Genomic DNA, 25,515 nt, shown 5'->3' on the forward strand with positions numbered 1-25,515 from the left:
GATCATACAGCTTCCGGTTCCGCCGGTGCGGTGAGCGCGGCGATGACGCCCGTGGAATCGCCAACCCATCCGAAAATGCCGCCCTGTGCGGCGATCATACGCAACGCCACCTCGTGGAATTCGGGGAAATAGGACCCGGTGCAGTCCGACAGGACCAGGCAGTCGATGCCGCGGTCGTTCGCCTCGCGCACCGTCGTGTGGACGCAGACCTCGGTGGTCACCCCGCACACGATCAACTGGGTCAGCCGGTGCTCGGCGATCAGCGCGCCGAGCTCGGTGGCGTAGAAGGCGCCCTTGCCGGGCTTGTCGATCACCGGTTCGCCGTCGATCGGGTAGAGATCGGCGATGATGTCGTGGCCGGGCTCGCCGATCACCAGGATGCGCCCCATCGGCCCGGCGTCGCCGATCGTCATCGCGCCGCGCCCGCGGGTCCGCTTGGTCTCGTGCAGGTCGCTCAGGTCGGGCATATGGCCCTCGCGGGTGTGCATCACCAGCAGCCCGGCGGCGCGCGCCGCGGCGAGCAGCGTCTTGAGCGGGGCGATCGTGCGCTGGAGCTGGGCGATGTCGTTGCCCAGCGCGGCGCCGAAGCCGCCGGGCTCGATGAAATCGCGCTGCATGTCGATGATCAGCAAGGCGGCCTGCTGCGGCCGCAGCTCGAAATCATAAGGCGTGGCGGGAATACCGGGCATCGCTCTACCTCCGATCGCAAAGGGTCCGAAGGCCCGGTCGGGGCCTTCGGGTCGGTCTTCCTCTCCTAGAAGCCGAAGCTGATCCCCGTGCCGAACACGAGGTGGCTGCGATTGTCCGGTCCGCCGACGATCTTCCCGGTGGCGAAATTGGGAACGCCCCCGCTCAGAAGCTGTTTGGCAGCCTGCAGATTGTCGTTGATCAGATAGTAATATTGCGCCGATGCATAGATGCTCGCGCCCGCCGCGCCTTTGATGAAGCTCAGCGGCGTCGACAGTTTGAGCCCGGTCGAAAAGACGCCGAAATTGCCGTCGGGCTTGGCGATCGGATACAGGCCGTTGCTCTTGGCGCCCCAGAAGCCCTTGGGACCGGCGGTGATCCAGGTCGGGGCGGCGAGGGTGAAGCTCTTGCCCTTCCAGGTCGGGATCGCGCCCAGTTCGACGTCGAACGTGCCGCCGGCCTTGCCCATCACCACCGTCGACGATTTGCCGCCGACCGCCCAGAACAGCTTGGCATAGGGATTGATGCTGTAGGGAAGGTCGGGCTTGCCGTCGCGATATTTCAGGCTGAATTCGATGTTGCGCTCGGTCCGGAACGCCTTGGACGGCTGGCCGCTGACGAACTGGACATATTCGACCCCGACATTCAGGTTCTTCGCCAGGTCCTTGTCGATGCCGGCGAAGAAATCGAACTCGTTGAGCGCGGTGACGTTCGCCCCGCCATTATAGCTTTTGAAGTCGGGATTGAGGTCGGTCCAGGTCCCGGCATGAAAGGCGACGCCGCTCGGCGCCACCAGCACAAGTCCTCCGAGCACCTGGACTGTCTCGCCCGCGGTCGTCACCACCAGCCCGCGCGGGGTGACATAGTCGTTCTTGAGCACGACATCGCCGAAACCGTGCAGGGCCCAATCCCCATCCGCGGCTGAAGCGACGCTGCTGCACGCGCCGAGAACCAGCGCCGAAATTCCGTAAATCGTCCGCATGTTGGGTCGCTCCCTATTGGTCAGCGCCCAGACATCCCCTCAGCGAACACACACGCATGATTGCAGATAACGCAATTCTGTATGCGCAATATTAAGATTGCATGCAATATTCGATTCGGCAATGGAATTGTTGCTGAACCGTCATTTTTGCATGCAAATTTCTCCGCGCGCTTGTTCGCCCAGTGCGGTATCAAGGCGCATGGACAAGGAATGGACGTGTTGAACGGGACGACGGTCGACAAGCTTGCCGAGGATCTGGCCGAAGCGATCCTCGCCGGCGAGTTCGCGCCGGGCGCCCGGCTCGACGAGCAACTCCTTGCGCAGCGTTATGCGGTGTCGCGCACCCCGGTGCGCGAGGCGCTGCGCCAGCTGGCGACGACCGGGCTGATCGAGGTGCGGCCGCGGCGCGGCGCGATCGTCGCGCAGGTGACCCCGGCCCAGCTCGAGGAACTGTTCGTGGCGATGGGCGAACTCGAGGCAACCTGCGCCCGGCTGGCGGCGCTGTCGATGGCGCCGACCGAACGGCGCCGGCTCCAGGACCTCCACGACCGGATGCGCGCGCTCGCCGACGCCGATGATGCCGACGCCTTCGCCGACGCCAATCACAATTTCCACACGATGATCTATGCGGGCGCGCATAATGCGGTGCTTGCCGAGATCACCGCCTCGGTCCGCCGCCGGCTCGGCCCGTTCCGCCGGGCCCAGTTCCACCTCGAGGGGCGGCTCCCGCGTTCGCTCGCCGAACATGATGCGGTGGTCTCGGCGATCATCCGCGGCGACGCCGCCGCCGCGCATGCGGCGATGCTCCACCATGTCAATCTCGTCGAGCAGAGCTTCGAGGAACTGAGCGAAGCGCAGTTCGCCAGGGCGCCGGAATCGGCCTGATTATCCGCCTGACTTATAGCTGGCCCAGCGCCTTGGCCGTTCGCCGGTCGGGCGCGATCCATTGCGAGGTCGGATAGATCGGGTCGATCGCGGTCGCAGCGTCGAGCGCCGCCAGATCCTCGGGGGCGAGCGTCACGTCGATCGCGCCGAGATTGTCGTCGAGCTGGTGGCGTTTGGTCGCGCCCAGCAGCACGCTGGTCACCGTTTCGCGGGCGAGCAGCCAGGCGATCGCGATCTGGGCGACGCTTGCCGATCGTGCCGCGGCGATCCCGCGCATCATGTCGAGCAGCGCGAAGCCCTTGTCGCGGTCGAAGCCGAGCATGTCGAAGCTCGAGAAGCGATTGTCGGGCTTCGCCAGATCCTCGCGGGTGTAGCTGCCGCCGAGGAAGCCATAGGCCAGCGGGCTCCACACCGTCGCGCCGATCCGCTGATGCGCCATCATCGGCAGCATGTCGCGTTCGACGTCGCGGCCGAGCAGCGAATAATAGACCTGGCCGTGGGTGAAGGGCGCGAGCCCATTGGCCCGCTGGATCTCGATCGCCGCCGCCGCCTTCCACGCCGACCAGTTGGAAAAGCCGACATGGCGGACCTTGCCCGCGCGCACCACCGCGTCGAACGCCTCGAGCGTTTCCTCGATCGGGGTGAACGGATCCTCGCGGTGCGCGACATAGAGGTCGATCCAGTCGGTGCCGAGCCGCTTGAGGCTCTGGTCGATCGACCAGAGGATGTGCCGCTTCGACAATCCCGCACGCATCGGCGACCGCTCGCCCGATCCGCGATTGCCGACCTTGCTGGTGATCACGACCCGGTCGCGATGCGGCCCGAGCGCTGCGCCGAGCAGCGTCTCGGACTCGCCGTCGGCATAGACGTCGGCGGTGTCGAACAGGGTCACCCCGGCATCGATCGCCCGCCCGACGAGCTGGTCGGCGAGCGCCGCGCCGACCTTGTACACCGATCCGATCGACTGATTGCCCTGGGTGAAGGTCAGCGCCCCGAAACCGAGCCGCGAGACGATCAAGCCGCTGTGGCCGAGCGTGCGATATTGCATGGGGGGGCTCCTTGCTTTCCGCTCGTCGTCCGCACGCGGGGCCGCAGGAACCTCACTTCGTCATCCTGAACTTGTTTCAGGATCCACCGGGTAACAAGGGGCCGTTCCCGAGTGGAAGAGTGGATGCTGAAACAAGTTCAGCATGACGGTGTGGTTATGGCTGCCTGTCAGTACGCAATACCCGCAGTGATGAAGGGGGACTCCTACTCCTTCATCTTCCGCCCGGCTTTGCTCAGCCGGAAATCGGGCGGGAACAGCATGTCGTTGTCCTTGACCGCATTGTTCAGCCCCTTGCCGAACGTCTCTTCGTCGAGGGTCAGTTCCTCGGCGTCGTTGCGGACCAGCGGCAGCATCGATTCCATCCAGGCGGTCATGATGCTGCCCATATATTCGCCCTGCTGCTGCTTCATCACCTCGAAGAAGGTCTTCTGCATGAAGACGACGTCGGTCGGCCGGGTGTTCGAGCAGGCGGTGGCGTATTTCTCGATCTCGGCTTCGAGCTGGTCGCGCGGCACGACCTTGTTGAGGAAATTGCAGTCGTACATTTCCTGCGCGGTGAACGGGCGCCCGGTGAACAGCATCTCCTGGAACTTGCGTACCCCCATCGTCTGCGCCCATTGCCACATCCGCGGACCCCAGCCGACATAGCGGAACGAGGGGTGGCCGAAGAGCGCGTCGTCCGACGAGATCACCAGGTCGGCATCGGCGGCCTGGTAGAAGTGCCAGCCATAGCAATAGCCCTTCACCTCGAGGATCGAGATCTTCTTGAAATCCTGGAGGCTGCGGCAGCCATAGTTGGAATTGGCGTAGAGCTGGGTCAGCGAGGCGAGATAGCGGAAGCTGCCCTTGGGGGGATATTTGACGTCCTCGTCGGCGCCGATCCGGAATTCGTGGAGCAGCGAATGCTCGCCGCCGGTCAGCATCGCCTCCTGCTCGGGCAGGTCGGCGCCGCCGCCCAGATTGTTGCCGACCCCGCGGATCACCAGCACCTTGACGTCGTCGTCGACATTGGCGCGGTGGATCAGGTCCGAATAGCGCAGCCGCGCGGCGATCGTCGGGGCGTTGAGATAGTCGGGGCGGTTGAGAGTGATCGTCGCGATCTTGGTCTTCGGATTCTTCTCGTAGAGGATGATCTCCTCCGCCGAGGGGGCTTCGGTTTCGGCCATGCTGCTCTCCTTCAGACGATCATCTTTGTATCGTTCGATATCAGGCCGCCACAGCCCCGCTTTGTCCCCTCATGCCCCCTGTGATGTCCCTGCCGTCCACGCGGCTTGCGCCCTTCCTTCTGAAGCCTTCTCCCGCGTGCGGGAGAAGGTTTGGATGAGGGTCTTCTTCTTTTCTTCTATTCAATGCCCTCGGGCTGGGTGCGTCAGAAGGAAGTCAAAAGACCCTCATCCAACCTTCTCCCGTGAAGAACGGGAGAAGGCTTAAGAAGAAGAACCTTCCGTTACGCCAGCATGCCCGCGAGCCGGCCGCGGATGATCGCCTCGGCGTCGGCCATAATCCGGTCGATCAGCACCTTGCAGGTCGGGATGTCGTGGATCAGCCCCTGGACCTGGCCCGCCCACACCAGCCCGGCGTCGATGTCGCCGGTTTCCAGCGCGACCTTGCCGCGGGCGCCCGACACCAAAGGCTGGACGTCGGCGAACACCGCGCCCGGCTTGCTCGAGATCGCGACCACCTCGTCGGAGATCGCATTCTTGGCGACGCGGCCGGTATTGTGGAAGGTGCGGAAGATCAGGTTGGTCGCGCGCTCGTCATTGTCGACCAGGAACTGCTTCACCTTGTCGTGGATCGGCGCCTCGACCGTCGCGCAGAAGCGCGTGCCCATGTTGATCCCCTCGGCCCCCAAAGCGAGTGCGGCGGCAAGGCCGCGGCCGTCGCCGAAACCGCCGCTGGCGATCATCGGGATCTTGACCTTGTCGGCGGCCGCCGGGATCAGGATCAGCCCAGGGATATCGTCCTCGCCCGGATGGCCGGCGCATTCGAACCCGTCGATCGAGATCGCGTCGACTCCCATCCGCTCGGCCGACAGCGCGTGGCGGACCGCGGTGCATTTGTGGATCACCTTGACCCCATGCGCCTTGAAATCGTCGACATGTTCCTGCGGCTTGTAGCCGGCGGTCTCGACGATCGTGATGCCGCTGTCGATGATCGCGCGGCGATATTCGGCATAAGGCGGCGGCGTCACCGACGGCAGGATCGTCAGGTTCACCCCGAACGGCTTGTCGGTCAGCGTCCGGCAACGTTCGATCTCGCGGCGCAGATCGTCGGGGGTCGGCTGGGTCAGCGCGGTGATGATGCCCAGGCCGCCCGCATTCGACACCGCCGCGGCCAGTTCGGCGCGGCCCACCCACATCATGCCGCCCTGGACGATCGGATGCTCGATGCCCGCAAGCTCGGTGAAACGTGTGCGCAATGCCATCGTCGACTGCCTTCCTAACCCGTTGGTCTAGTAGTTACTGTCGGGTAGAATGTCCGCTGAGCCTGACTCTGTCAATCTGCCGAGGCTGGTTTGCGCACCGGTCGGGCGATGAATCCCTAGGGTCTGGGTCTAGGCCACCGCCGCCGGCTCGCGCACGTCCAGATCGCGGTTGGTCGCGCGCGCGGCGATCGCATTGGCGGCGAGATAGCCGAACACCATCGCCGGCCCGATCGTCCCGCCGGCGCCCGGATAGTTGAGCCCGAACGGGCTCCCGGTCGCGTTGCCCGCGGCATAGAGGCCGGCGATCGGCCTGTCCTGCCCGTCGAGCACCTGCGCCTTGTGGTCGGCCTTCAGCCCGCCCTTGGTGCCGAGATCGCCGAGCTGGATCGGGATCGCATAATAAGGCGCCTTGCGGATCGGCCCGAGCGCGGGGTTGGGCTTGCAGGTCGGGTCGCCGAAGCTCTTGTCGTAGATCGTGCTGCCGCGGCCATATTCGGGATCCTCACCCTGTTCGGCGTAGCTGTTCATCCGCGCGACGACCTGGTCGAGCTTGGCCGGATCGAGGTCGAGCTTCTTCGCCAAGGCGCCGATCGTGTCGGCCTTGAACACATAATGATCCCACCAGTCGACCGGGATCGACGCGTCGGACATCACCGCGCTCGGCAGGATCCCGCCGGCGGTGAACTTGGCGCGGAACGTCGAATCGAACACCAGCCAGCACGGCGTGTTCGCGCCGGTCCTGATCTGGTCCTCGACCATCGCCACCCCGAACCGGTCATAGCTGCAGCTCTCGTTGACGAAGCGGTCGCCGTTGCGGTTGACGCACACGCTCGCCGGCCGGCCGACGTCGAACACCGCCTGGTGGACCTCCTCGAAATTGGAGGCGCTGGCGCTCGGCAGGATCATCGTCGGTGCCCACCAGCCCTGTCCGGTATGCTCGGTCGCGGCGCCGATCGCCTCGGCGGCGATCAAGGCCTCGCCCGCGTTGGCGCCCTGCGGGGTGCTGGTCCACCAGATCGAGGTCTTCACCGGGTAGAAGCGGTCGCGCAGTGTCTGGCTCCATTCGAACCCGCCCGCGCAGATGATCACCCCGTGCCGCGCCGCGATGTCATATTCGCTGCCGAAATGGCTGACCCGGACTCCGGTCACCTTCTCGTCGGTGGTGATCAGCCGCTCCAGCTTCGTCTCGAGCCTGATCTCGACCCCGCGTTTGCCGAGTTGTTCGAGCAGCGGCCCGATCAGTGCGGTACCCGAGGTGAACCAGCGGTCGCGCTTCGTCAGCTTGCGGGTGCCGCGATCGGTCCAGTAGCGGCCGATCACCCGCGCGAGCATCTTTTGCCAGCCCTTGGCGCGCGCGGCGATCGTGAAGGTCTCCTCGAGATTCATCGCATAGCGGTTGAACAGCTTGAAGCGCGGATATTGCTCGCGGACCAGCGGGAAACGGTCGCCGAGCCGGCGCCCGTCCCACATCGGCAGCACCAGCGACCGGTCGGCCCGCGATCCCGGCAGCTCGGCGAAATAATCGGGCCACGGCATCGAGATGAAATGGATGTCGGTCGCGCCCAGATAGCGCAGCATCTCGGCGCCGCTGTCGACATAGGCTTCGAGCCGTGCGCGATCGACCGGCTCCTGGATCACCGCGTCGAGATAGGTCAGCGTCTCCTCGCGGCTGTCGGTGGTGCCGCCCAGGCCATGGTTGGGGATCCAGGCGACGCCCCCCGAGGTCGCCGAGGTACCGCCATATTTATGCGCCTTCTCGACCACCAGCACGTCGAGACCCAGATCGCGGGCGCGCAGCGCCGCGGTCATGCCCGCCGCACCCGATCCGATCACGATCACGTCATGCGTCTCGGCCATCGCTACCCCCTCGTTCTTCTCGTTGGTGCGCCTTCTTAAACACGCTTCGCGTTCGGCTTTGAAGCGATCGGCCCGAAAGTGACAGCATGTGCAGCTTGCGGCTATTGCCCGTGCAGGCCGGGACAAACCGCGGCGCGACGGCTGTTGCATGCTGGTGCGCAAGGCTGCTTCAACGGCGGCGGAGAGACGCGATGCCTGCCATGGGCCGCGATCGGGGAGAGACCATGTCGGCCTTGCGCCATTTCAGGATCGTCGAGCTGTCCGAACGGGTGGCGGGCGAATATTGCGGCAAGCTGCTGGCCGATTTCGGCGCCGAACTGATCAAGGTCGAACGCCCCGGCACCGGCAGCCCGACCCGCGCGCTCGGCCCCTTTCTCGACGATCTGCCCGGCACCGAACGCAGCGGGCTGTTCGCCTATCTGAACACCAACAAGCGCTCGGTCGCGCTCGACCTGGCGAGCGATGCCGGACGGACCGCGCTCCATGCGCTGCTACGCCACGCCGATGCGGTGATCGACGATCATGCCCCCGGCTGGCTCGAGGCGATCGGTCTCGATCCCGATCGGCTCGCCGCCGACTGGCCGGGGCTGGTGCTAACCTCGGTCACCCCGTTCGGCCGCGCCGCGCCGCCCGACCGCGCGCAGGCCGAGGCGCTGACCGTGATGCATAGCAGCGGCTGGGGCTATCACACCCCGAGCGGCAGCGATCCCGACCGGCCGCCGCTCAAGGGGGCGGGGCGGTTCATGGCCAATTATGAGGCCGGGCTCGATGCCGCGACCTGCACCGTCGCCGCGCTGATCGGTCGCGGGGCGGGCGGCGTCGGCCGCACGATCGACATTTCGGGTCAGGAGGTGATGGCGTCACGGGTCGACTATGTGCTCGGGCAGATGGTCGCCGGCGACATGGACGTCGGCACCAGCCGTACCCAGTTCGATCTTGGCGGTCCGGCCGGAATCTTCCCGTGCCGCGCCGGCTTCGTCTATATCTGGATGTCGGCGCCCGGCCATTGGCAGGCGCTGCGCACGCTGCTCGGCGATCCGGCCTGGATGGCGGCCTTTCCCGACAACTGGCTCGAACGCGGGCTCACCCCCGAAAGGCTCGCGACCTGCCGCGCCGAGATCGGCGCCTGGCTGCTGACCCGGGACAAGGACGAGGCCGCCGAGGCCGCGCAGCGGCTCGGGCTCACCCTCGTTCCGGTCAACGACCCCAGCGACCTGCTGCGCTCGCCGCAATATGTACATCGCGGCTATTTCGCCGAGGTCGATCACCCGGTGCTCGGCAAGGCGCTGTACCCGACCGTGCCCTACAGGCTCAGCCTGACCCCGGCGCGGATCGAACGCGCCGCGCCCTTGCTCGACGCCGATGCGGCGCTCTGCGCGCAGGCGGTGCCGGCATGACCGGCCGGGGCGGCCCGCTCGCCGGGATCAGGGTGCTCGAACTGACCAAGGTCTGGGCGGGGCCTTATGCGGGCAAGCAGCTCGCCTTTCTCGGCGCCGAGGTGATCCGGGTCGAAAGCCTCGGCTCGCTCGATGTCACCCGCAGCTTCGGGGTCGACGATATCGACAAGGCGCCGGGCTTCATGGCGGTCAACCCGCAGAAACTGAGCGTCCAGATCGACATGAAGTCGCCGGCCGGGATCGCGCTGGTCAAGGACCTGATCGCGCGGTGCGACATCGTCATCGAGAATCTGCGCCCCGGCGCGATCGCCCGGCTCGGCCTCGGCTATGATGCGGCGCGGGCGGTCAAACCCGACATCATCTTCGTGTCGATGGGGATGTACGGCAATGACGGTCCGCTCGCTTATCAGACCGGCTATGCGCCGTGCTTCGCGGCGCTCGGCGGGCTGAGCGCGCTGGTCGGCCATGACGGCGAGCCGCCGAAGGGGATGAACATCCGCTTCGCCGATTCGAGCTTCGGCGCCGCCGCGGTCTTCGCCGCACTCGTCGCGCTCGCCCACCGTCAGCGCACCGGCGAGGGCCAGTTCGTCGACGTCTCGGCGGTCGAGACGATGACCAGCCTGATCGGCGACGCCGTGATCGACCATAGCCTCAACCGCCGCATCGCCGGCTGCGACGGCAATCGCCATGCCGACATGGCCCCGCACGGCGTGTGGCGCTGCGCCGGCGACGACTGGATCGCCATCGCGGTGGCCGACGATGCCGGCTGGCAGACGCTGTCGCGCATGATCGAAGGTGCCGGCGACCCGCGCTTCGCGACCTTGGCCGGACGCAAGGCGCACGAAGCCGAACTCGACGCGCTGCTCGCCGGCTGGACCCGCGACCGCGACGCCCGCGCGCTCGCCGCCGACCTCCAGGCCGCCGGCATCGCCGCCGCCAAGAGCGCCAATTCGGTCGACCTGATCGCCGACGACCATCTCTGGGCCCGCGACTTCTACCGGCCTGTCGGCGATGCCGACGGCGAGGTCCGCCCGGTGGTCGGCCCGTCCTGGCGAATGACCGACCCCGCCGCGATCACCGACGGCGCCCCCAGGCTCGGCCAGCACAACGCCTATATCTTCGGCGAGGTGATGGGCCTGTCCGAGGAGGAGCAGACGGTGCTGAGCGAGGCGGGGACGACGCGGTGATCGCTGCTTGATCGAAGGACTCCCCCATGATCATCCTCCACCATCTCGAACGCTCGCGCTCGCAGCGCATCCTGTGGCTGCTCGAGGAACTCGAATTCCCCTATGAGCTGCGCTTCTACCCGCGCCTGTCGACGATGGGCGGGCCGCCCGAGCTGCGCGGGCTCCACCCGCTCGGCAAGTCGCCGATGATCGAGGATGACGGCGTGGTGATCGCCGAATCCGGGGCGATCATCGAGCATCTCGTCGACAAGGCGGGCGGCCGGTTGGGAGCCCCGGCGGATGCCGGGGGCAAGCGCCATTATCGCTATTTCATGCATTATGCCGAGGCGTCGCTGATGGCGGTGCTGGTGACGATGCTGATCCTCGGCCGGACGTCGGAGGAGGCGGGCAGGGGCTATCTGCCGATGATCGGCAACCATCTCGATTTCGTCGAGGCCGAGCTGTCGGGGCGTGCCTGGTTCGCCGGCGACGCCTTCACCGCCGCCGACGTGATGATGAGCTTTCCGCTCGAACTCGCCGCGCATCGCGCCGGCGGCACCGAAGACAGACCGAGGATCGCCGCCTGGCTCGATGCGATCCACAGCCGCCCGGCCTACCGCGCCGCGTTGGCGAAGAGCGGGCCCTATGACTATGCGTGAGGTCGCGGGGTGATGGGCGGGCGAGGGCTCAACCCGCCCGCGGCTTCACCAGCTTCCAGATCCCCTCGACGCTCGCGACCGTCCGCTCGCCGGCCACGATCAGCCCGCGCAGGAAGATGATCTGCGAGGTCCGCCGGATGATCTCGGGCTGGCAGTTGATGAAGTCGCCGACCAGCCCCGCCGACACGAACTGGAGCTGCAACTGCAGCGTCACGCAATTGGCGCCGCCGATCGCCTCGGTCACCGTCGCGCCCAGCGCATCATCGGCGAAGCTCATGATCACCCCGCCATGGACGGTGCCCATATGGCCGTTGGCGTGGCGCTGCTCGGCGATCAGGCCGAAGTTGGCGGCACCCCCCGGACCCTTTCGCCAATAGGGCCCGACCGCGCGGCTGAAGGCCAGGGGCTCGACCGTCTTCCAGCCATCGGCGCGCAGCCATTCGGCATCGATCTTCATGTCATCGGTCACGTCTTGGTCTCCGCGCTTTCGCTCGGCCCCTAGCGCGGAAGAGCGGATTCGCGAAACGTCGGTTCAGCCCGCCCTGACCAGCGCATAGTCGCCGGCATCGTCGACTTCGGCGGTCCACCCTGGATAGACGACGATCGTCGTGAAGGTCTCCTCGATGATCGCCGGCCCGGTCACGGCATGGCCGGGTTTGAGGTCGCTGCCGAGAAAGATGTCGGTCTCGCGAAAACCGTCGCCCAGATTGGCGCGGCGGGTCTTGGCCGGGGCCGGAACCGCGCGTGCCGCGGTCGTCCCCTGGCCGGCGGGCGGCGACGGGGTCTCGACATGCGAGGCGAGCCGCACCCCGGTGATCTCGGGGGTCTCGCCCTCGCGGATATGGGCATATTCGGCCATATGGCGTTCGTTGAACAGGGCGATCGCCCGGGCGCCGATCCCCTCGTCGATGAAGCCCAGTTCGCCGACCGGCCGGTCATTCTGCATGTCGAAGCTCAGCGACCAGTTCTGCCCGCCATAGCGCATATTGACCTGGTAGCGTGCGATCACCTCGTGCGGCGCGAAGCCGGCATCGGTGAAGTAGCGCAGCGCCCGCGCGCCGAGCTCGCCCCACAGCGCCCGGAGTTTCGCGAGGTCGAGCGCATCGGCCGGCGCGACATAGGAGCGTTCCTCGTCGATGCTGGGATTGGCGACGAGCGTGCCGAGCGCCGAGAAGGTCGGCGACGCCTTGGGCACCAGCACCCGCGATATGCCCAGATCCTCGGCCTGGATCGCCGCGAACACCGGGCCGTTGCCGCCATAAGCGAGCATCGCCATGTCGCGCGGATCGATCCCCTTGCCCGCGGTGATCCGCCGCACCCCCTGCGACATGCCGGCATTGACCACCCGCCAGCAGTCATAGGCCGCTTCCTCGGCGCTATAGCCCATCTGCGCGCCGATCGCCGCGAACGCCGGTTCGACCCCGGCCCTGGTCAGCGAGAAGCTGCCGCCGGCGAAATCCGACTCCGCCGAAAGGATGCCGAGCATCACCAACGCATCGGTGATCGTCGGCCGGATGCCGCCGCGGCCATAGCAGATCGGCCCCGGATCGGAGCCCGCCGAGGCCGGCCCGACCTGCAGCACTCCGCCGACGACCTCGCAGATCGATCCGCCGCCCGCGCCCAGCGTCTCGACCTTCACCATCGGCACCCCGACCAGATAGCGATGGTGCATGTTCCACCCCGCCTCGGCGGGGGCGGCGCCGTTCAGCACCACCGATATGTCGTAGGAGGTGCCCCCCATGTCGACGCACAATATGTTCGGATAGCCCTTGGCGACCCCGACATGCGCCGACCCGATCACCCCGCCGGCGGGGCCCGAGGCCAGCACCCGGATCGGCGATCCGGCGATATAGTCGCGGGTCATCACCCCGCCGCTCGCCTGCATCACCATCAGCTGCCTGGGATAGCCCGCCTCGCGCACCCGGCGGACCAGCTTCTCGAGATAGTCGGTCACCCGCGGCGCGACATAGGCGTTGACCACCGTCGTGCTGGTCCGGTCATATTCGGGCGCGCGCGGCAGCACCGCATGCGATTTCGAGATATGGACCCCGGGCATCTCCTCGGCGACGATCTCGGCGACCCGGTTCTCGTGGACCGGGTTCACGAACGAGAACAGGAAGGAGATCGCGACCGACTCAACCCCCTGTTTGGCGAGCCGCTTGCAGACCGCGCGCACTGCCTCCTCGTCGAGCGGCTTGTGGACCTGGCCGTCATGGAGCACCCGCTCGGGCACCGTCAGCCGCCGCCGCCGTGGGGTGATCGGGATCGGCGGTTCGAGCCGCACGTCCCAGATGCTCTCCTTGAAGCCGCGCCGATACTCCATTTCGTCGCGGAAGCCTTCGGTGGTGATCAGCCCGGTCACAGCACCATTCATCTCGATCAGCGTATTGTCGGCGATCGTCGTGCCATGGACCACCGCGTCGCACGCCCCCAGGAAATCGGCGAGCGACAGCCCCTCGATCGCCGCCAGCCTGGCGAGCCCCTCCATCACCCCGATCGAGCGGTCCTCGGGGGTGCTCAGATTCTTGTGGAGGATGATCTCGGCGCCCTTGAGCAGCGCAAAATCGGTAAACGTCCCGCCGATATCGATCCCGACCCGGTAACCCATGCAATTCCGCTCCCCGCCCGATATTCTTCTTCTATCTCGTCCGCTTCAGGCGGGTTCGCTGGCCATCATCGCGCCGCGGCGCGCGGCGGTCGCTTCGACATCGACCGCGAGGTCGTAATCCTCGACGCTGCCGGTGAAGATCACCCCATATTTGTCGCGGGCGCGGCCGATGCTGACGATCTCGTCGAGCACGTCCTCCCTGACCGCCTGCGGATCGCGCTCGATCGCCGGGCCGAAGCCCGCGCCACCGCCATGCTGATAGGCGATAACCCCGCCCGCGGGCAGTTGCGCGCGCGCGGTCAGCCCGACCTTATATTCGTTCGGCGTCCCCACCTCGAACCGGCTCGCATAGGGGCTGGCATCGTCGCCGCCGCAGATGCCGCGCAACGGGTGGTCGGCCGAGACCATCCACGCCATCGCCATCGTCGGCTCGAGCACCTGCTTCTGGTTGAGGCTGCCCGGCTGGCCGCGCCAGCGCCCGGCGCCTTCGGAATCCATCGTCATCTCGCGATTCATGTTGATCACCGCGAACCGGCTCTCGGCATCCTCGGCCTCGGACAGCAGCAGATTGCCCAAGCCCACCGGGCATGATCCCCAGCCGTCGATGCCCTGCACCGCCGACACGTCCATCGACCGCGCGTCGACCCCCTGGTCCATCCACATCTGGCCGTTCTTGAAGCCGATCACCGCATTGGGCATGCCGATCTTGTAGACCTGCGGCGCCGATCGCCCCGGCACCACCTGGGACAGCGCGATGCACACCCCCTCGGTGATCTCGCAGGCCGGATGGAAGGAACCGAGCGCGGCGGGCATGTTGATCGGCGGCTGGGCGATGCAGCCCTCGGGGATGATCATCTCGACCCCGTGGAACAGCCCTTCATTCTTGACGATTCCCGGATCGATCGAGGCGGCGATCTGGGTCATGATATAGCCGCGGCTGTTGGCGAAGGTGTTCCACACCCCGACCAGGTTCGGGCGGTCGTCGGTGCCGGTCAGGTCGACCGTCAACTGGTCGCCCGCGATCGTGCACGCGACATGGACGTGCACGTCCTTGGTCCCCATCGTGTCGGCGTCGATCAGGACGTCGGCCTCATAGGTGCCGTCGGGCCAGCTTGCGACTTCCTCGCGCAGCCGCTTCTCGGTCTGGTCGATATTGTAATTGATCGCCGCGCGGACCGCATCGGTCCCCCATTTGCGGATCACCTCCTGCAGCAGCCGCACCGCGAGCTGGACCCCGCTGATCATCGCCGCGAGGTCGCCCGCGAACGACGGGAAACGGTTGTTGCGCTCGATCAGCTTGATCACGTCGCGGCGCTTCTCGCCGCGATGGACCAGCTTGAGGCAGGGGATCGCCAGCCCCTCGGTGAAGATGTCGGTCGCCTCGAGCGTGAACCCGCCCGGATCCTTGCCGCCGGTGTCGCCCTGGTGCGCCTGCAGCGCCTGGATCAGCACCAGTTCGCCGGCTTCGTCGAACACCGGCGCATAGACATTATAATCGGGCAGGTGGCCGCCGCCATAATCGGGATCGTTGCCCAGGAACACGTCACCGGGCCCCCAGTCATAATCCTCGACCATCTCCAGCCCGTAGCGGACGGTGAGCTGCGACACGAAGGTCAGGTGGGGGGTGCCGATCGACACCGCCGCGAGCCGGCCATGCGAGTCGATCACGCTGGCATTGCGCTCGTTCGACTGGTTGATGATCGGCGACGAGGCAGCGCGGCCGAGATGGGTCGCCGCCTCGAAGCACACCGTCTCCATCGCCCCGCGGATGATCCCGGCGGTGACCGGATCGATATTCGCCGATGTCGGCAACGCCGCGCGCTTCGCCGCCAGCCTCCGGTTCAGTTCGAACGACATCCTATATCCTCGCTTGGGGCCGTCCTCTTCGGGGATGGCTGTCCGATCCTCCGGGGCTAACCCCCGCCCGAAGCCGCCGCAAGCGCATGGCCCGATGCTGCAAGCAGCGACAAAAATGGGTGCATGTGATGGCAGGCGGGGCGGGGCGGATCAGTCAAGAAGGGCTGCGCGCTGGGACATATGCCCGCGACGGCGCCATGTTAGGCGGCGTGGATGACCGAAGCGCCCTTCACCCGCGTCCTCCCGCTCGCCGACCTGCCCGCAGGCGCCAAGCATGTCGTCGAGATCGACGGCAAACCGGTCCTGCTGTGCAACTCGGCGGGCCGGATCTTCGCGGTGTCGAACATCTGCTCGCACGCCGAGGAGAAGCTCGAATGCGGCCGCATGTCGAACGGCTGGATCGCCTGCCCGATCCACGGCGCCCGCTTCGACCTCGCGACCGGCAAGGCCAAGAATCCGCCTGCGAAGAAGCCGATCGCGGTCTATGCGGTGCGCACGGTCGAAGACTGGATCGAGGTCGCGATGTGAAAGAGGGGCGAGGTCTGGACGGAGGCCACGACCCCGCCTGACCTCATTTCTTCGGCAATCCGAAGCGGGCGACGAAGTCGGGCATCGGGATCGCGAATTCCTCCTCGGCGAGGAAGGCGGCGTCGGTCAGTTTCGGTTTCTCCTTGGCCTTGTAGAAGGCGCTGTAGGTCGGCAGCTGCGACGAGCTCGCCTTGTAATAGGTCGATTGGGTGCTGACATGAATCGTCGGCACGGCGGCTGCCATGTCGAAGCGCATCAGCCGCAGCCAGCCGTCGCCGATGCCGACCCCGGCGAGCTTCATGTCGGGCGCCGCAGCGGCGGCTGACTGGTTGCGGTCCTGATAGTCGGCGAGGATCTGGTAGACCTCGTGCCCTGCGTCGTTGCGGTCGGTGCGGTGCGACTGGCCGTGCTGGTGGCCGCTGAGCACCAGGAAGATTTGGTCGTGGCGCGACAGCAATTTGCGCCACAGGTCCTCGGCATTGTTATGCTCGGGATGCACGGCCTTGAAGTCGACCGCGGACACCGGCTTGCGCTCGCCGTCCGGGTTGAGATGGTCGTGGATGGTGATGATCGTCGGCAGGCCGGGATGCGCGCGGATCACGCTTTCCGCCCAGGCGACGATCGTGTCGGCCGGCGCCATCTCCAGGCCGATGTGCAGGAAATGATAGCCGCCGGCGGCGAAGATCTGCGCGCTTTCGACGCCGCCATCCGATGACGCGACATACCAGTCCTTGCCCCTGAAGAACGGCGTGTCGCTGCCGAACACCGACTTCCAGTTGGCGAGGCCGCCATAATGGAGCTGGCCATAGGGGAAGGGGTTGGTGCCGGGGTTGCGCATGTCGGGCGAGGGCGGGAAGCGGCTGTCGCTCCAGTTGGCGTCATAGTCGTGGTTGCCGGCGACGACCGCGAACGGCAGCTTGCCGGCCAGTATCTCGTAACCGCGCCGGGCGATCGGCATTTCCACCGTCAGGGTACGCGGGTCGGGGGCAAGAAAGGTGTCGAGCAACGGATTGGGCACGGTCTTCAGCCCCATCGCCGCGTGCGCGTCGTCCATCTTCTTGGTCGGATGCTGCCAGACGTCGCCGACCGCGGTCGCGAAGACGATGTCGCCGCCCTGCGACGCCGCGTTGCGGGCGATGTAGCTCATCTGGTCGTAGAACATCTCGCGGGCGTCGAACGGAAAGCCGGCCTCGGTCTGGTGGCTATAGTCGAGATAATTCTGGGTGTCGGGGATCACCGCGATGGTGAAGCCCTTATCCCCGGCACTGGCGGCGTTGGCGGCGGTGAGCAGGCTGGCGGTGGCGAGCAGGGCGAGCAGGCGGCGCATGCGGAGGCTTTCGGAAAGAGGGGAGCGCATCAGAATTCGAACTTGGCGCCGGCGCCGAGCACGCGCGGCGTGCCGCTGAGGCGGGCGGTGGCGCTGCTGTCGACATAATAGATCTCGTCGGTCAGGTTGCGGCCATAGGCGAACAGGGTGAGTCCCTGCGCCGCGAGATGCAGGTCGAGCCGCGCGTTGAGCAAGGTATAGGCCGGCACATAGGAGGTATCGACATTGTTGAGGCGCTTGAACTCGCCGCTCTTGCGACGGGCATCGATGGTCGCGGTGACGTCCCAGCCCTTGCCGCTGGCATAATTATAGCTGACCTGCCCGTTGAAGCTGGCCTTGGGCGCGGCGGGAAGCTGGTTGCCGAGGTTGACCGCGACGATGGCGGGATTGCTCGAATCGAAGCTCAATATCTTGCTGCGCAGCAAGGTGAGGCCGCCGTCCACGCTCAGCCGGTGCGGGCCCGAACGGACCAGCGTCGCGCCGAGCGCGACATCGACGCCGTAGAGCCGGGCCTTGGCGACATTGGTGCGGACATTGGCGCTGGTGCTCTGCCCGGCGACGATCGTCGTGGTGTTCGCCTGGAGATTGTCGAAATCATAATAGAAGCCGTCGACATTCAGGAACATGCCGCGATCCGAGAATTTGAACCCGCCTTCATAGGCCCAGACATTCTCCGACTTGAACGGCAGCGCCTCGGGCTTGCTGAAGATCGTCGAGCCGTCGAACCCGCCCGCCTTGTAGCCCTTGCCGATCGAGGCATAGACATTGGTGGTGTCGGTCGGGCGAAAGGCGAGGGTGATCCGGCCCGAGACATTGTCGTCGTCGAAGTCGTTGTCGAAGACCACCGGGACCGCCGGCAGGACGACCGGGACGATCGAGGCGCCATAGGGGTTGGCGTCGGTGGTCGCACCGGCATAGCTGGCATCGTCCCTGGTGTAGCGCAGCCCACCCGACAAAGTGAGGCGCGACGTCAGGTTGATGTCGGCCTGGCCGAACGCCGCCTTGCTGGTGCGCTTCTGGTGATAGTCGCTGACCAGATTGGTCCCGAACACATCGAGCGCGATCAGGTTGGTTCGGAAATCGACCTTGTCATGCAGATAATAGCCGCCGACCACCCATTCGATCAGGCCGCCATTGCGCTCTGACAGCCGCAGTTCGAGCGAGCGCTGGCGAATGCGATCGGTGAAGTCATAGTCGAAATTGCGCTGCGGCGATCCGGTGCCGCCGCCGCCGACATCGCGGTCGCCCGACTGATATCCGGCGACGATATCGAGCTTGAGTGCGTCGTTGAGCTTATGCTGGAACGCGGCGGACGTGCCCCAGACGTCGATCTTCCGCTTTGGATAGCGGTTGCTATAAAATGTGTAGGGATCGTTGTCGGGCTCGACGAAGCCGCCATTATTGACCCCGCCGACCGAATCCGGCTGCTGCGATTCACCGCGGTCGCGGCTGCCGAAGGTCTTCAGGATCAGGCTGGTCTCGGGTGAGAAGGCGATGTCGAGCGTCGCGCGGCCGGCATAGAGGTCGCGGTCGCCGAAATTGTCGCGCGCGCCGGGATCGGGAACCGCGCCGACCTTGGGGAAATAGATTTTGCCGGCCAGGCTGCCCGCGCCCTTGCCGTCCTGGAAACCCCCGCCCTGGTCGACCGTCCCGGCCAGCCGCAGGCCGACGCCGGGCGCGAGCGGTATGCCGATCGCACCTTCGATGCGGGCGCGGTCATAGCTTTCATATTGGCCGGTCACATAGCCGTTGAGCGTGTCGCTCTTGCTGCGCGTGATCAGGTTGACCACGCCCGCGGTGCTGTTGCGCCCGTAGAGCGTGCCTTGCGGGCCCTTCAACACCTCGGCGCGCTCGATGTCGAAGAACGGCATCGCCAGGAAGACGTTCGACGCCTGGTAGATATTGTCGACATGCAGCGCGACCGACGAACTGCCGTTGGGACGATAATCGTCGCTGCCGCCGACGCCGCGGATGCTGATCACCTTGGACGAACTGCCGCCATAGTCGGAGGTGATGCTCACCCCCGAAATCTGTTCGAGCAGGCCTTCGAAATCGGTGACGCCACGCCGTTCGATGCGGTCGCCGCTGATCACGCTGATCGGGGCGGGAATGGCGAGCACGCTGCTTTCATGCTTCTGGGCGGTGACGATGATTTCGGCACCGGAATCGTCGATGGGCGAAGCATTCTCGGCGATGGCGGCGCTGCTCAGGCAAAAGCCCAGGATCGACAGGCTGGTCGAAAGCATGGCGGTAGATTTCATGGAAGACCCCGAGTGCAGAATGAAGACAGGACTGGAGAAGCCCCGGAAAAATGGTCTCCGGAGCGATGCAATTGTCATTTCGACGGCTGAGTTCGGTCCGCTTCGGACTCTAACCTGCGGAAGATGGGCGTTCTGTTCGTGTTGACGCCTGATCATCTCCCGATTACCGAGAAACTATACGGCCATCTAGTTTTTGTGCATGACAGGAAAGTGACAGTTGGTAAAATTTCTGGACGCGTGGCGAGAAATTCCTGCACGGCAGGCTGACGGCGACGCGGACAGCTTCGGCAAGCGCGAGCGCACGCGCCGCCGGTTGCTCGGCTACGCGATGCAATTGTTCGAGGAGCGGGGCTATGCGCCGACGACGATGATCGACATCGCCGCCGCGGCGGGCGTATCGCGCGCGACGGTGTTCAGCCATTTCCCGACCAAGGCGGCGATGCTCGGCGAATTGAGTCGCGAGACCGCCGAGATCTGGGCGGCGCTGCCCGTGCCGGCGGGCGAGACCGGTGCGGAGGCGATCGCCAGATTCATATCCTTCCTGTTTCGCGAGACCGAGAGCGGGGCGCTCGGCACCGCCATCCTGCGCGATTTCGTCGAGACCTATGGCGACGACATGCGCCCCGGCAGCGGCGTGGGCACGCTCCACGCCCATGCCGAGGCGATGATCTTGCGGGCGCAGGCGGAGGGCGACTGGCAGGGCCGCTGGCCGGCCGGCGCGCTCGCGCATCATCTGCTGAGCAGCTTCACCCAGTTCCAGGCGCAGCAGGGGCGCGCGTCGGACGAGGAGGCCGCGCGCGAGTTCCTGGCCTTGATCGGCGGCGGCGTGTTCGCCCGATAGGCTTTCAACCTCCCTGGTCGATCGCGGCGCGGGCCTCGCCGAGCGCGGTCGCGCAGTCGTCGCAGCAGACCTCGACGGTCTTGCCGGCGATCGTCACCTCGACCGCATTGTCGTCGAGCGGATAGTCGCAGGCGGCGCAGGTCTTCTGGGTCATGATCATCTCCCTCGAGCCCGTCGATCGGGCAGGGAGAGAATGGCCCGGCACGATCGTCGCCGCTGTCGAAATCTTCGGCGATTCTCAGCGCAGATGCGCCGATCGCTGGAACTCGGCCGGGGTGCGCCCATAATGCTGCCGGAACGCCGCGCTGAAATGGCTGTGGCTCGAAAAGCCGAGGTCGAGCCCGAGCATCGTCAGGTCGTCATAGTCGCCGAGCAGGTCGAGCGCCCGCGCCAGCCGCAGGCGCAGCTGGTAGCGGTAGAGCGGCACCCCCTCGACCTGCGCGAAGACCTGGGTGAGATAGACCGGCGACACCCCGATCGCGGCGGCGATCTCGCCGAGCGTCCAGCGCCGCGCCGGATCGGTGGCGAGCAGCAGCTTGGTGCGGTCGACCAGCTTCTGCCGGCCATAGCTCGACGCCCGCGCCTGCGAGGTGCGTTCGCCGAGCGACCGGCGGATCAGCGTCAGCCCCAGCGTCTCGGCCTCGAGCGGCTCGATCGCGCCTTGGGTCAGCCCGTGGCGCAGCAGCGCGACCAGCGCCTGCGCGCGCGGATCGATCCCGCGCCGCGGCTGGCGGAACGTCGTGCGCGCGCCGCCGTCGAGCTGGTCCTTCGGGCTCAGTTCGCGCAGATGCTGCTGATCGATCGCGATCGACAGGCAGGCATCGCCGCCGCCGACCGGATGGCTGATCGCATAATCCTGGTCGTCGTTGAAGAAGACCAGCTGGTTGCCCTCGGCGACCGTCTCGACCTGCCCGACATGGCGCACGAACACCCCGCGATAGGGGAAGACCAGATGGGTCGCGCCCGCGCATTCGGCGGGCGAGCGGTGCCGGCACTGGCCGCTGCACCGCACGTCGCTGATCACCAGCGTCGCGCTTTCGAACAGCCGCCGGACGTCCAACGTATCGGGCAGCGCATCAGGCATATCGGGCGCATCGCTCATGGCTCGAACAGCGCCCGCGCCGCGTCGCCCAGCGCCTTCATCGCCAGCAGATAGGGGCCGGGACCATGGCTGATCCGCGCCACCCCTGCCTCGGCGAGCGCCGCGATTGCCGGGCTCGCCGATCCCATCATCACATTGACCGGCAGCGGCTGTGACGCGACGATCGTCGCGATCAGCTGTGGATCGACCAGCCCGGGCACGAACAGCCCGTCGGCGCCGGCATCGGCAAAGGCGCGCGCGCGTTCGATCGCCTGCTCGGCCATCGCCGCGTCATGCTCGCCCGCCGGCGCCTGGAAGAAGACGTCGGTGCGCGCATTGACGAAGAAGCCGGTGGTGCCGGCATCGGCCGCCGCGCGCAGGCTGCCCAGCCGTTCGACCTGCTCGGCGAGCGGGCGCAGCTTGCCGGTCTCGGGGAAGCTGTCCTCGATATTGCAGCCGATCGCGCCGGCGGCGACCGCGCGCGCCGCCGTCTCGCCGACCGCGGCGGCATCGGCGCCATAGCCGCTCTCGAGGTCGAAGCTCAGCGGCAGGTCGCTGGTGGCGACGATTCGCCGCACGATGTCGAGCGCGAGATCGAACGGGAGGTGCTCGCCATCGGCAAAACCCTGCGCGGCGGCGACCGACCAGCTTCCGGTTGCGAGCGCCCGGGCGCCCGCGCCGGCCACCGCCTTGGCGCTCCCTGCGTCCCAGACATTGAACAGCAGCAGCGGCTGCCCCGGAACATGGAGCGCGCGAAAATCGGCTGCCTTTGCGGTCTGGTCGGCCATGGTCATCTCCTAATAGTATCGGCCCGAAAAATCTCTATTCGTCGAACCCGAAGCTCAGGCTCGAAAAGCTCGTCTCGAAATCGGCCGGGCCGCTGGCGGGCTGCGGCCGGGTCCAGATCACGTTGAGCAGCCATCGTCCTCCCGCCGGCATCGCGAACAGCGCCCGGCCGTGCCTGTCGGTCCGGTGCATCTCGATCGGCTCGGCATCATGCGCGAGATCGGTGAGCTTGACGAGCGCCCCCGCCAGCGGTCTGCCATGATAATCGACCCGCACCGGCAGCGTTGCGGCGCGCGGCCGCGCATAGGGACTGCGCTCGGGGACGATCTCGAGCGCCAGCCCGACCGGCCGCGCCGCCATCGCCAGATCCGCCGCCGAGGGCGGACCGACCTGGACCAGCGCCTTGGCATGGCGCCCGTAATTCTCTGCGCCATCGGCATCGGTCCGGTGCTGGCGGGCGCGCAACGCGATCGCCGGGGTCAGCCCCTCGACCGCCAGATAATCGTTGAACCGGGCCGCCGGCAAATGGCTCTCGGCACGATAGTCGGTCTCCAGCGCGACCACATGCAGCCCCGGCCGATCGAGCGCGATCGTCGCGTCGCCGGTGGCGGCCCCCATCGTCAGCCGGTCGCGCAGCTCGGTCCGGCTGCCATCGGCGGCGGTCGCGTCGAACCGCAGGATTCGCGACACCGCGATCGGCGAGCGTTGCCGCTGCGCGCCATGGCCGACCTCGAAGGTCGCGTCCATGCGCCCCGGCGCGGGCCAGGTCCAGCGCGCCGGCTGGATCCAGAAATCATGCGCGGTTGCCGCCGATGTGGTGCCGAGGACGGCGATCAGGAAGGCGAGGGCGCGCATCATCGGGCCGGCTCGGGCGCCGCGAGGAAGGGGAAGTCACCCCGCGAGCTCGCGCGCTCGTCGCGGTGGACGCCGTCGTCGATCCCGATCGGCCGGCCGGTCGCGAGCAGCGATCGATAGACGTTCACCGCATCATAATCGGGCGCGCGCCCGCCGCAGTCGCCCGCCAGCCCGGTCTCGCCGCCCAGCGCCGCGCGCTCGACCGCGAACAGCTGGGTGCAGACCGCCGACGCGCTGTTCAGCCAGAGCCGGTCGTCGGCGAGCAGGCTCGCCAGCGGCCAGTAGCGCCGCGCCGGCGGCGCGTTGCGATCGATCAGGAAGCCATTGCCGCATTCGCCGTCGAACCCGTCATAATCGGCGACCCCTTGCGCGATCGCCGCGATGAAGGCGCCGCCGGTCGCCGGGGTCGCGCGGTTATACGCCTCCTTGAGCACATCGCTGTCGGCGTTCGACCCGAGCGTCGCGAGCAGCGCGTTGCCGGTCAGCGGCCGGCCGGCGCGGTCGATCTGCCCCTGCGGCCCGACCGTCGCACCCCACAGCGCGAGCATCGGCCCGCCCTTGTTGACGACGTCCAGGTCGACCGACACGATGATGCTGTCGGGGGTCCAGCCCGCCAGGAAATTCGTCGCCGGCCCGCCGTCGATATGCCGCCAGCGATCGAGGATCGTCGCGCTGGTCGCCGCCCCGAATCCCGGACAGCCGGTCGCGTCGCGCCGCACGCCGTCGGCGATCGCCTGTTTGGCGACGTCATAGGCCTGGCGGGTGCCGCGGACATTGTTGAAGAACGGATCGTCGCGCAGGCCCGCGAACACGCGGATCCGGCGATGGCGGCCCCACAGCCCGCCGGTGCCGCTGGCATCGCCGACCGCCCGGTCGACATATCCAACCCGGCAATCGGCCGCGGACGCGCTTTTGAAGCGGCAGACGATATCGATCGTCTGCACCGTCGCCCCGAACCGCGCGCCGCTGTCGATATGGAAGACATAGGCCAGCTTGTCGGAGAAGCTGTGCCCGACGATCGTCATCGCCAGGTCGAGCCGCCGCCCATCGGGATCGATCCAGCCATAGATGTCGCCGATATCGGCGCGCGGATCGGCAATCACCGTCGGCGTGTCGAGATGGTCCGATGCCATCGCGGCATCTCCCCCGATCAGCGACAGCACCGCGATCAGTCTGAGCGACGCCCTCATGCCGCGCTCCACAGCCGCACCGCCTCTTCGGCGATCACCTCGGGCCGCTCCTCGGGCCAGAACAACCTGCTCGTCGCGAGCCGCCTCACCCCGCGCGACCGCGCGAAGCTGCGATCGAGATAATCGGCATTGTCGGGCGCGAAGATGGTGTCCGCCATCCCCCAGACGATCCGGGTCGGCACCGGGCAGCGGCGCAGCGCCGGCGCGATCCCGGCCAGCGCATTGGTCTCCTGCGCGATCGCATGCGCCTCGACCAGCCGCCGGCGGTGCGGGGTCGCGAGCAGCGGCCCGAAATAGGCCTCGATCGCCTCGTCGGTCGGGTTGGCCGGGTCGGCATAGCACATCCCGCCGAAACCGTCGGCGGCGCGGGCGGCATCGCGATTCTCCATCCACGGCACCAGCCATTGCGCGGCATAAAGTCCCTGTTTCGCCAGCGCGATCACCGGCCGCATCGCCGCCGGCGGGCTTTCCCTCGCGGTATCGCCATTGGTCAGGATCAGCGTGCGCACCCGCTCGGGATGGTGGGCGGCCAGCAGCTGCGCGACCGCGCCGCCGCTGTCGCTGGCGACGATATGGACCCGCTCGACCTCGAGCGCGTCGAGCAGCGCGACCAGCATCGCCGCCTGCGCCGCCGCCCCCAGATCCGGGCCTTCGCCGACCTCGGTCAGCCCCAGCCCCATGAAATCGGGGACGATGCAGCGACAGGACGGCGCCAGCAGCTCGACCGCGCCGCGCCACTGGAAACCGTTCAGCGGAAAACCATGCAGGAACAGCGCGGGGTCGCCGTTCCCTGCATCGACATAGGCGATCGACCCGAAGCCGGTGTCGACGAAGCGCCGGCTCCCGCTCCACACCGCCGCCCGGAACCGGTCGTAACTCGGTGCCGCGCCCGCGCGCACCGCCACCGCCGCGGCGACCGATCCCGCCGCCAGCCTCAGAAAATCGCGTCGTTTCATGATGACCGCCCGCTTTGCCTCGAAGACCCGTGCTATCGGGCGGGCGGAGCGATCCCGCTGTCGGAATCTTTAGCGATCGACTTCTCGATCCTCCCCATCGCAGATGGGGAGGGGGACCA

At 67.0% G+C, this 25,515-nt stretch carries 23 protein-coding genes; 6 read left to right on the forward strand and 17 right to left on the reverse strand.

The genetic code is table 11. The annotated features are described in order from the left end of the window. Positions 1-2: 2 nt before the first annotated feature. Both AC1RM6_RS02875 and AC1RM6_RS02880 read right to left on the reverse strand, forming a co-directional pair. Positions 3-689 carry a cysteine hydrolase family protein gene (locus AC1RM6_RS02875; protein WP_493098086.1) on the reverse strand — a complete coding sequence of 229 codons (687 nt, stop codon included), beginning with the start codon at positions 687-689 and terminating at the stop codon, positions 3-5. Positions 690-754: 65 nt separating this feature from the next. After that, positions 755-1,669, reverse strand: coding sequence for a hypothetical protein (locus AC1RM6_RS02880; RefSeq protein WP_493098087.1), 915 nt, complete (start codon positions 1,667-1,669; stop codon positions 755-757). A 210-nt stretch (positions 1,670-1,879) separates the two neighbouring features. Here AC1RM6_RS02880 and AC1RM6_RS02885 point away from each other — a divergent pair, with 210 nt between their 5' ends. Beyond that, positions 1,880-2,554, forward strand: a complete 675-nt coding sequence (locus tag AC1RM6_RS02885; protein ID WP_493098088.1) for a GntR family transcriptional regulator — start codon at positions 1,880-1,882, stop codon at positions 2,552-2,554. Between the two features lie 13 nt (positions 2,555-2,567). On the opposite strand, the gene AC1RM6_RS02890 is transcribed toward AC1RM6_RS02885, so the two are convergent. The 4 genes from AC1RM6_RS02890 to AC1RM6_RS02905 form a co-directional block, all read right to left on the reverse strand. Then, positions 2,568-3,602: an aldo/keto reductase gene (locus AC1RM6_RS02890; protein WP_493098089.1), complete on the reverse strand. Its 1,035-nt coding sequence runs from the start codon at positions 3,600-3,602 to the stop codon at positions 2,568-2,570. Positions 3,603-3,805: 203 nt separating this feature from the next. Beyond that, positions 3,806-4,768: an enoyl-CoA hydratase/isomerase family protein gene (locus AC1RM6_RS02895; protein ID WP_493098090.1), complete on the reverse strand. Its 963-nt coding sequence runs from the start codon at positions 4,766-4,768 to the stop codon at positions 3,806-3,808. A gap of 281 nt (positions 4,769-5,049) precedes the next feature. Beyond that, positions 5,050-6,027: an NAD(P)H-dependent flavin oxidoreductase gene (locus tag AC1RM6_RS02900; protein ID WP_493098091.1), complete on the reverse strand. Its 978-nt coding sequence runs from the start codon at positions 6,025-6,027 to the stop codon at positions 5,050-5,052. Between the two features lie 129 nt (positions 6,028-6,156). Further along, a complete protein-coding gene (locus AC1RM6_RS02905; RefSeq protein WP_493098092.1) occupies positions 6,157-7,884 on the reverse strand; it encodes an FAD-dependent oxidoreductase in 1,728 nt (575 codons plus the stop codon). 224 nt (positions 7,885-8,108) lie between these two features. On the opposite strand from AC1RM6_RS02905, the gene AC1RM6_RS02910 reads away from it, so the two are divergent. Genes AC1RM6_RS02910 through AC1RM6_RS02920 form a run of 3 tightly spaced genes read left to right on the forward strand, consistent with a single transcriptional unit; the run spans position 8,109 to position 11,106 of the window. Beyond that, the gene (locus AC1RM6_RS02910) at positions 8,109-9,281 is read left to right on the forward strand and encodes a CaiB/BaiF CoA transferase family protein (protein ID WP_493098093.1); all 1,173 of its coding nucleotides are present in this window, start codon (positions 8,109-8,111) and stop codon (positions 9,279-9,281) included. Continuing rightward, positions 9,278-10,468: a CaiB/BaiF CoA transferase family protein gene (locus tag AC1RM6_RS02915; RefSeq protein ID WP_493098094.1), complete on the forward strand. Its 1,191-nt coding sequence runs from the start codon at positions 9,278-9,280 to the stop codon at positions 10,466-10,468. The genes AC1RM6_RS02910 and AC1RM6_RS02915 overlap by 4 nt, the downstream gene beginning before the upstream one ends. 26 nt (positions 10,469-10,494) lie before the next feature. After that, the gene (locus AC1RM6_RS02920; RefSeq protein WP_493098095.1) at positions 10,495-11,106 is read left to right on the forward strand and encodes a glutathione S-transferase family protein; all 612 of its coding nucleotides are present in this window, start codon (positions 10,495-10,497) and stop codon (positions 11,104-11,106) included. Positions 11,107-11,134: 28 nt separating this feature from the next. On the opposite strand, the gene AC1RM6_RS02925 is transcribed toward AC1RM6_RS02920, so the two are convergent. From AC1RM6_RS02925 to AC1RM6_RS02935, 3 genes are all read right to left on the reverse strand, one after another. After that, positions 11,135-11,575: a PaaI family thioesterase gene (locus AC1RM6_RS02925; RefSeq protein ID WP_493098096.1), complete on the reverse strand. Its 441-nt coding sequence runs from the start codon at positions 11,573-11,575 to the stop codon at positions 11,135-11,137. Between the two features lie 63 nt (positions 11,576-11,638). Beyond that, positions 11,639-13,714 carry a hydantoinase/oxoprolinase family protein gene (locus AC1RM6_RS02930; protein ID WP_493098097.1) on the reverse strand — a complete coding sequence of 692 codons (2,076 nt, stop codon included), beginning with the start codon at positions 13,712-13,714 and terminating at the stop codon, positions 11,639-11,641. Positions 13,715-13,759: 45 nt separating this feature from the next. Continuing rightward, entirely contained in the window at positions 13,760-15,571 is a 1,812-nt protein-coding gene (locus tag AC1RM6_RS02935) for a hydantoinase B/oxoprolinase family protein (protein WP_493098098.1), read from the reverse strand. Positions 15,572-15,784: 213 nt separating this feature from the next. Here AC1RM6_RS02935 and AC1RM6_RS02940 point away from each other — a divergent pair, with 213 nt between their 5' ends. Beyond that, positions 15,785-16,099, forward strand: a complete 315-nt coding sequence (locus AC1RM6_RS02940; protein WP_493098099.1) for a Rieske (2Fe-2S) protein — start codon at positions 15,785-15,787, stop codon at positions 16,097-16,099. Between the two features lie 43 nt (positions 16,100-16,142). Here AC1RM6_RS02940 and AC1RM6_RS02945 read toward each other — a convergent pair whose 3' ends face one another. Both AC1RM6_RS02945 and AC1RM6_RS02950 read right to left on the reverse strand, forming a co-directional pair. Further along, the gene (locus AC1RM6_RS02945; RefSeq protein ID WP_493098100.1) at positions 16,143-17,426 is read right to left on the reverse strand and encodes a metallophosphoesterase; all 1,284 of its coding nucleotides are present in this window, start codon (positions 17,424-17,426) and stop codon (positions 16,143-16,145) included. 29 nt (positions 17,427-17,455) lie between these two features. After that, positions 17,456-19,687, reverse strand: coding sequence for a TonB-dependent receptor (locus AC1RM6_RS02950; RefSeq protein WP_493098101.1), 2,232 nt, complete (start codon positions 19,685-19,687; stop codon positions 17,456-17,458). 217 nt (positions 19,688-19,904) lie between these two features. Between AC1RM6_RS02950 and AC1RM6_RS02955 the strand changes: the two genes are divergently transcribed. Then, complete coding sequence (locus AC1RM6_RS02955) at positions 19,905-20,528, forward strand: TetR/AcrR family transcriptional regulator (protein WP_493098102.1); 624 nt, start codon at positions 19,905-19,907, stop codon at positions 20,526-20,528. 4 nt (positions 20,529-20,532) lie between these two features. Here the strand turns inward: AC1RM6_RS02955 and AC1RM6_RS02960 are convergent, their stop codons facing one another. The 6 genes from AC1RM6_RS02960 to AC1RM6_RS02985 form a co-directional block, all read right to left on the reverse strand. Then, positions 20,533-20,682 (reverse strand): hypothetical protein, encoded by a 150-nt coding sequence (locus AC1RM6_RS02960; RefSeq protein ID WP_493098103.1) that lies wholly within the window; start codon positions 20,680-20,682, stop codon positions 20,533-20,535. Between the two features lie 84 nt (positions 20,683-20,766). Further along, a complete protein-coding gene (locus AC1RM6_RS02965) occupies positions 20,767-21,612 on the reverse strand; it encodes a helix-turn-helix transcriptional regulator (protein ID WP_493098104.1) in 846 nt (281 codons plus the stop codon). A 14-nt stretch (positions 21,613-21,626) separates the two neighbouring features. Beyond that, positions 21,627-22,397, reverse strand: a complete 771-nt coding sequence (locus AC1RM6_RS02970; protein ID WP_493098105.1) for an isocitrate lyase/PEP mutase family protein — start codon at positions 22,395-22,397, stop codon at positions 21,627-21,629. Between the two features lie 34 nt (positions 22,398-22,431). Beyond that, positions 22,432-23,253 carry a DUF4198 domain-containing protein gene (locus AC1RM6_RS02975; protein ID WP_493098106.1) on the reverse strand — a complete coding sequence of 274 codons (822 nt, stop codon included), beginning with the start codon at positions 23,251-23,253 and terminating at the stop codon, positions 22,432-22,434. Further along, complete coding sequence (locus tag AC1RM6_RS02980) at positions 23,250-24,440, reverse strand: hypothetical protein (RefSeq protein ID WP_493098107.1); 1,191 nt, start codon at positions 24,438-24,440, stop codon at positions 23,250-23,252. Before AC1RM6_RS02980 ends, AC1RM6_RS02975 begins: the two co-directional genes overlap by 4 nt. Beyond that, positions 24,437-25,396 carry an alpha/beta fold hydrolase gene (locus tag AC1RM6_RS02985; protein ID WP_493098108.1) on the reverse strand — a complete coding sequence of 320 codons (960 nt, stop codon included), beginning with the start codon at positions 25,394-25,396 and terminating at the stop codon, positions 24,437-24,439. The genes AC1RM6_RS02980 and AC1RM6_RS02985 overlap by 4 nt, the downstream gene beginning before the upstream one ends. Positions 25,397-25,515: the final 119 nt, after the last annotated feature.

The sequence above is a fragment of the Rhizorhabdus sp. GW822-FHT03C02 genome (assembly GCF_058801765.1).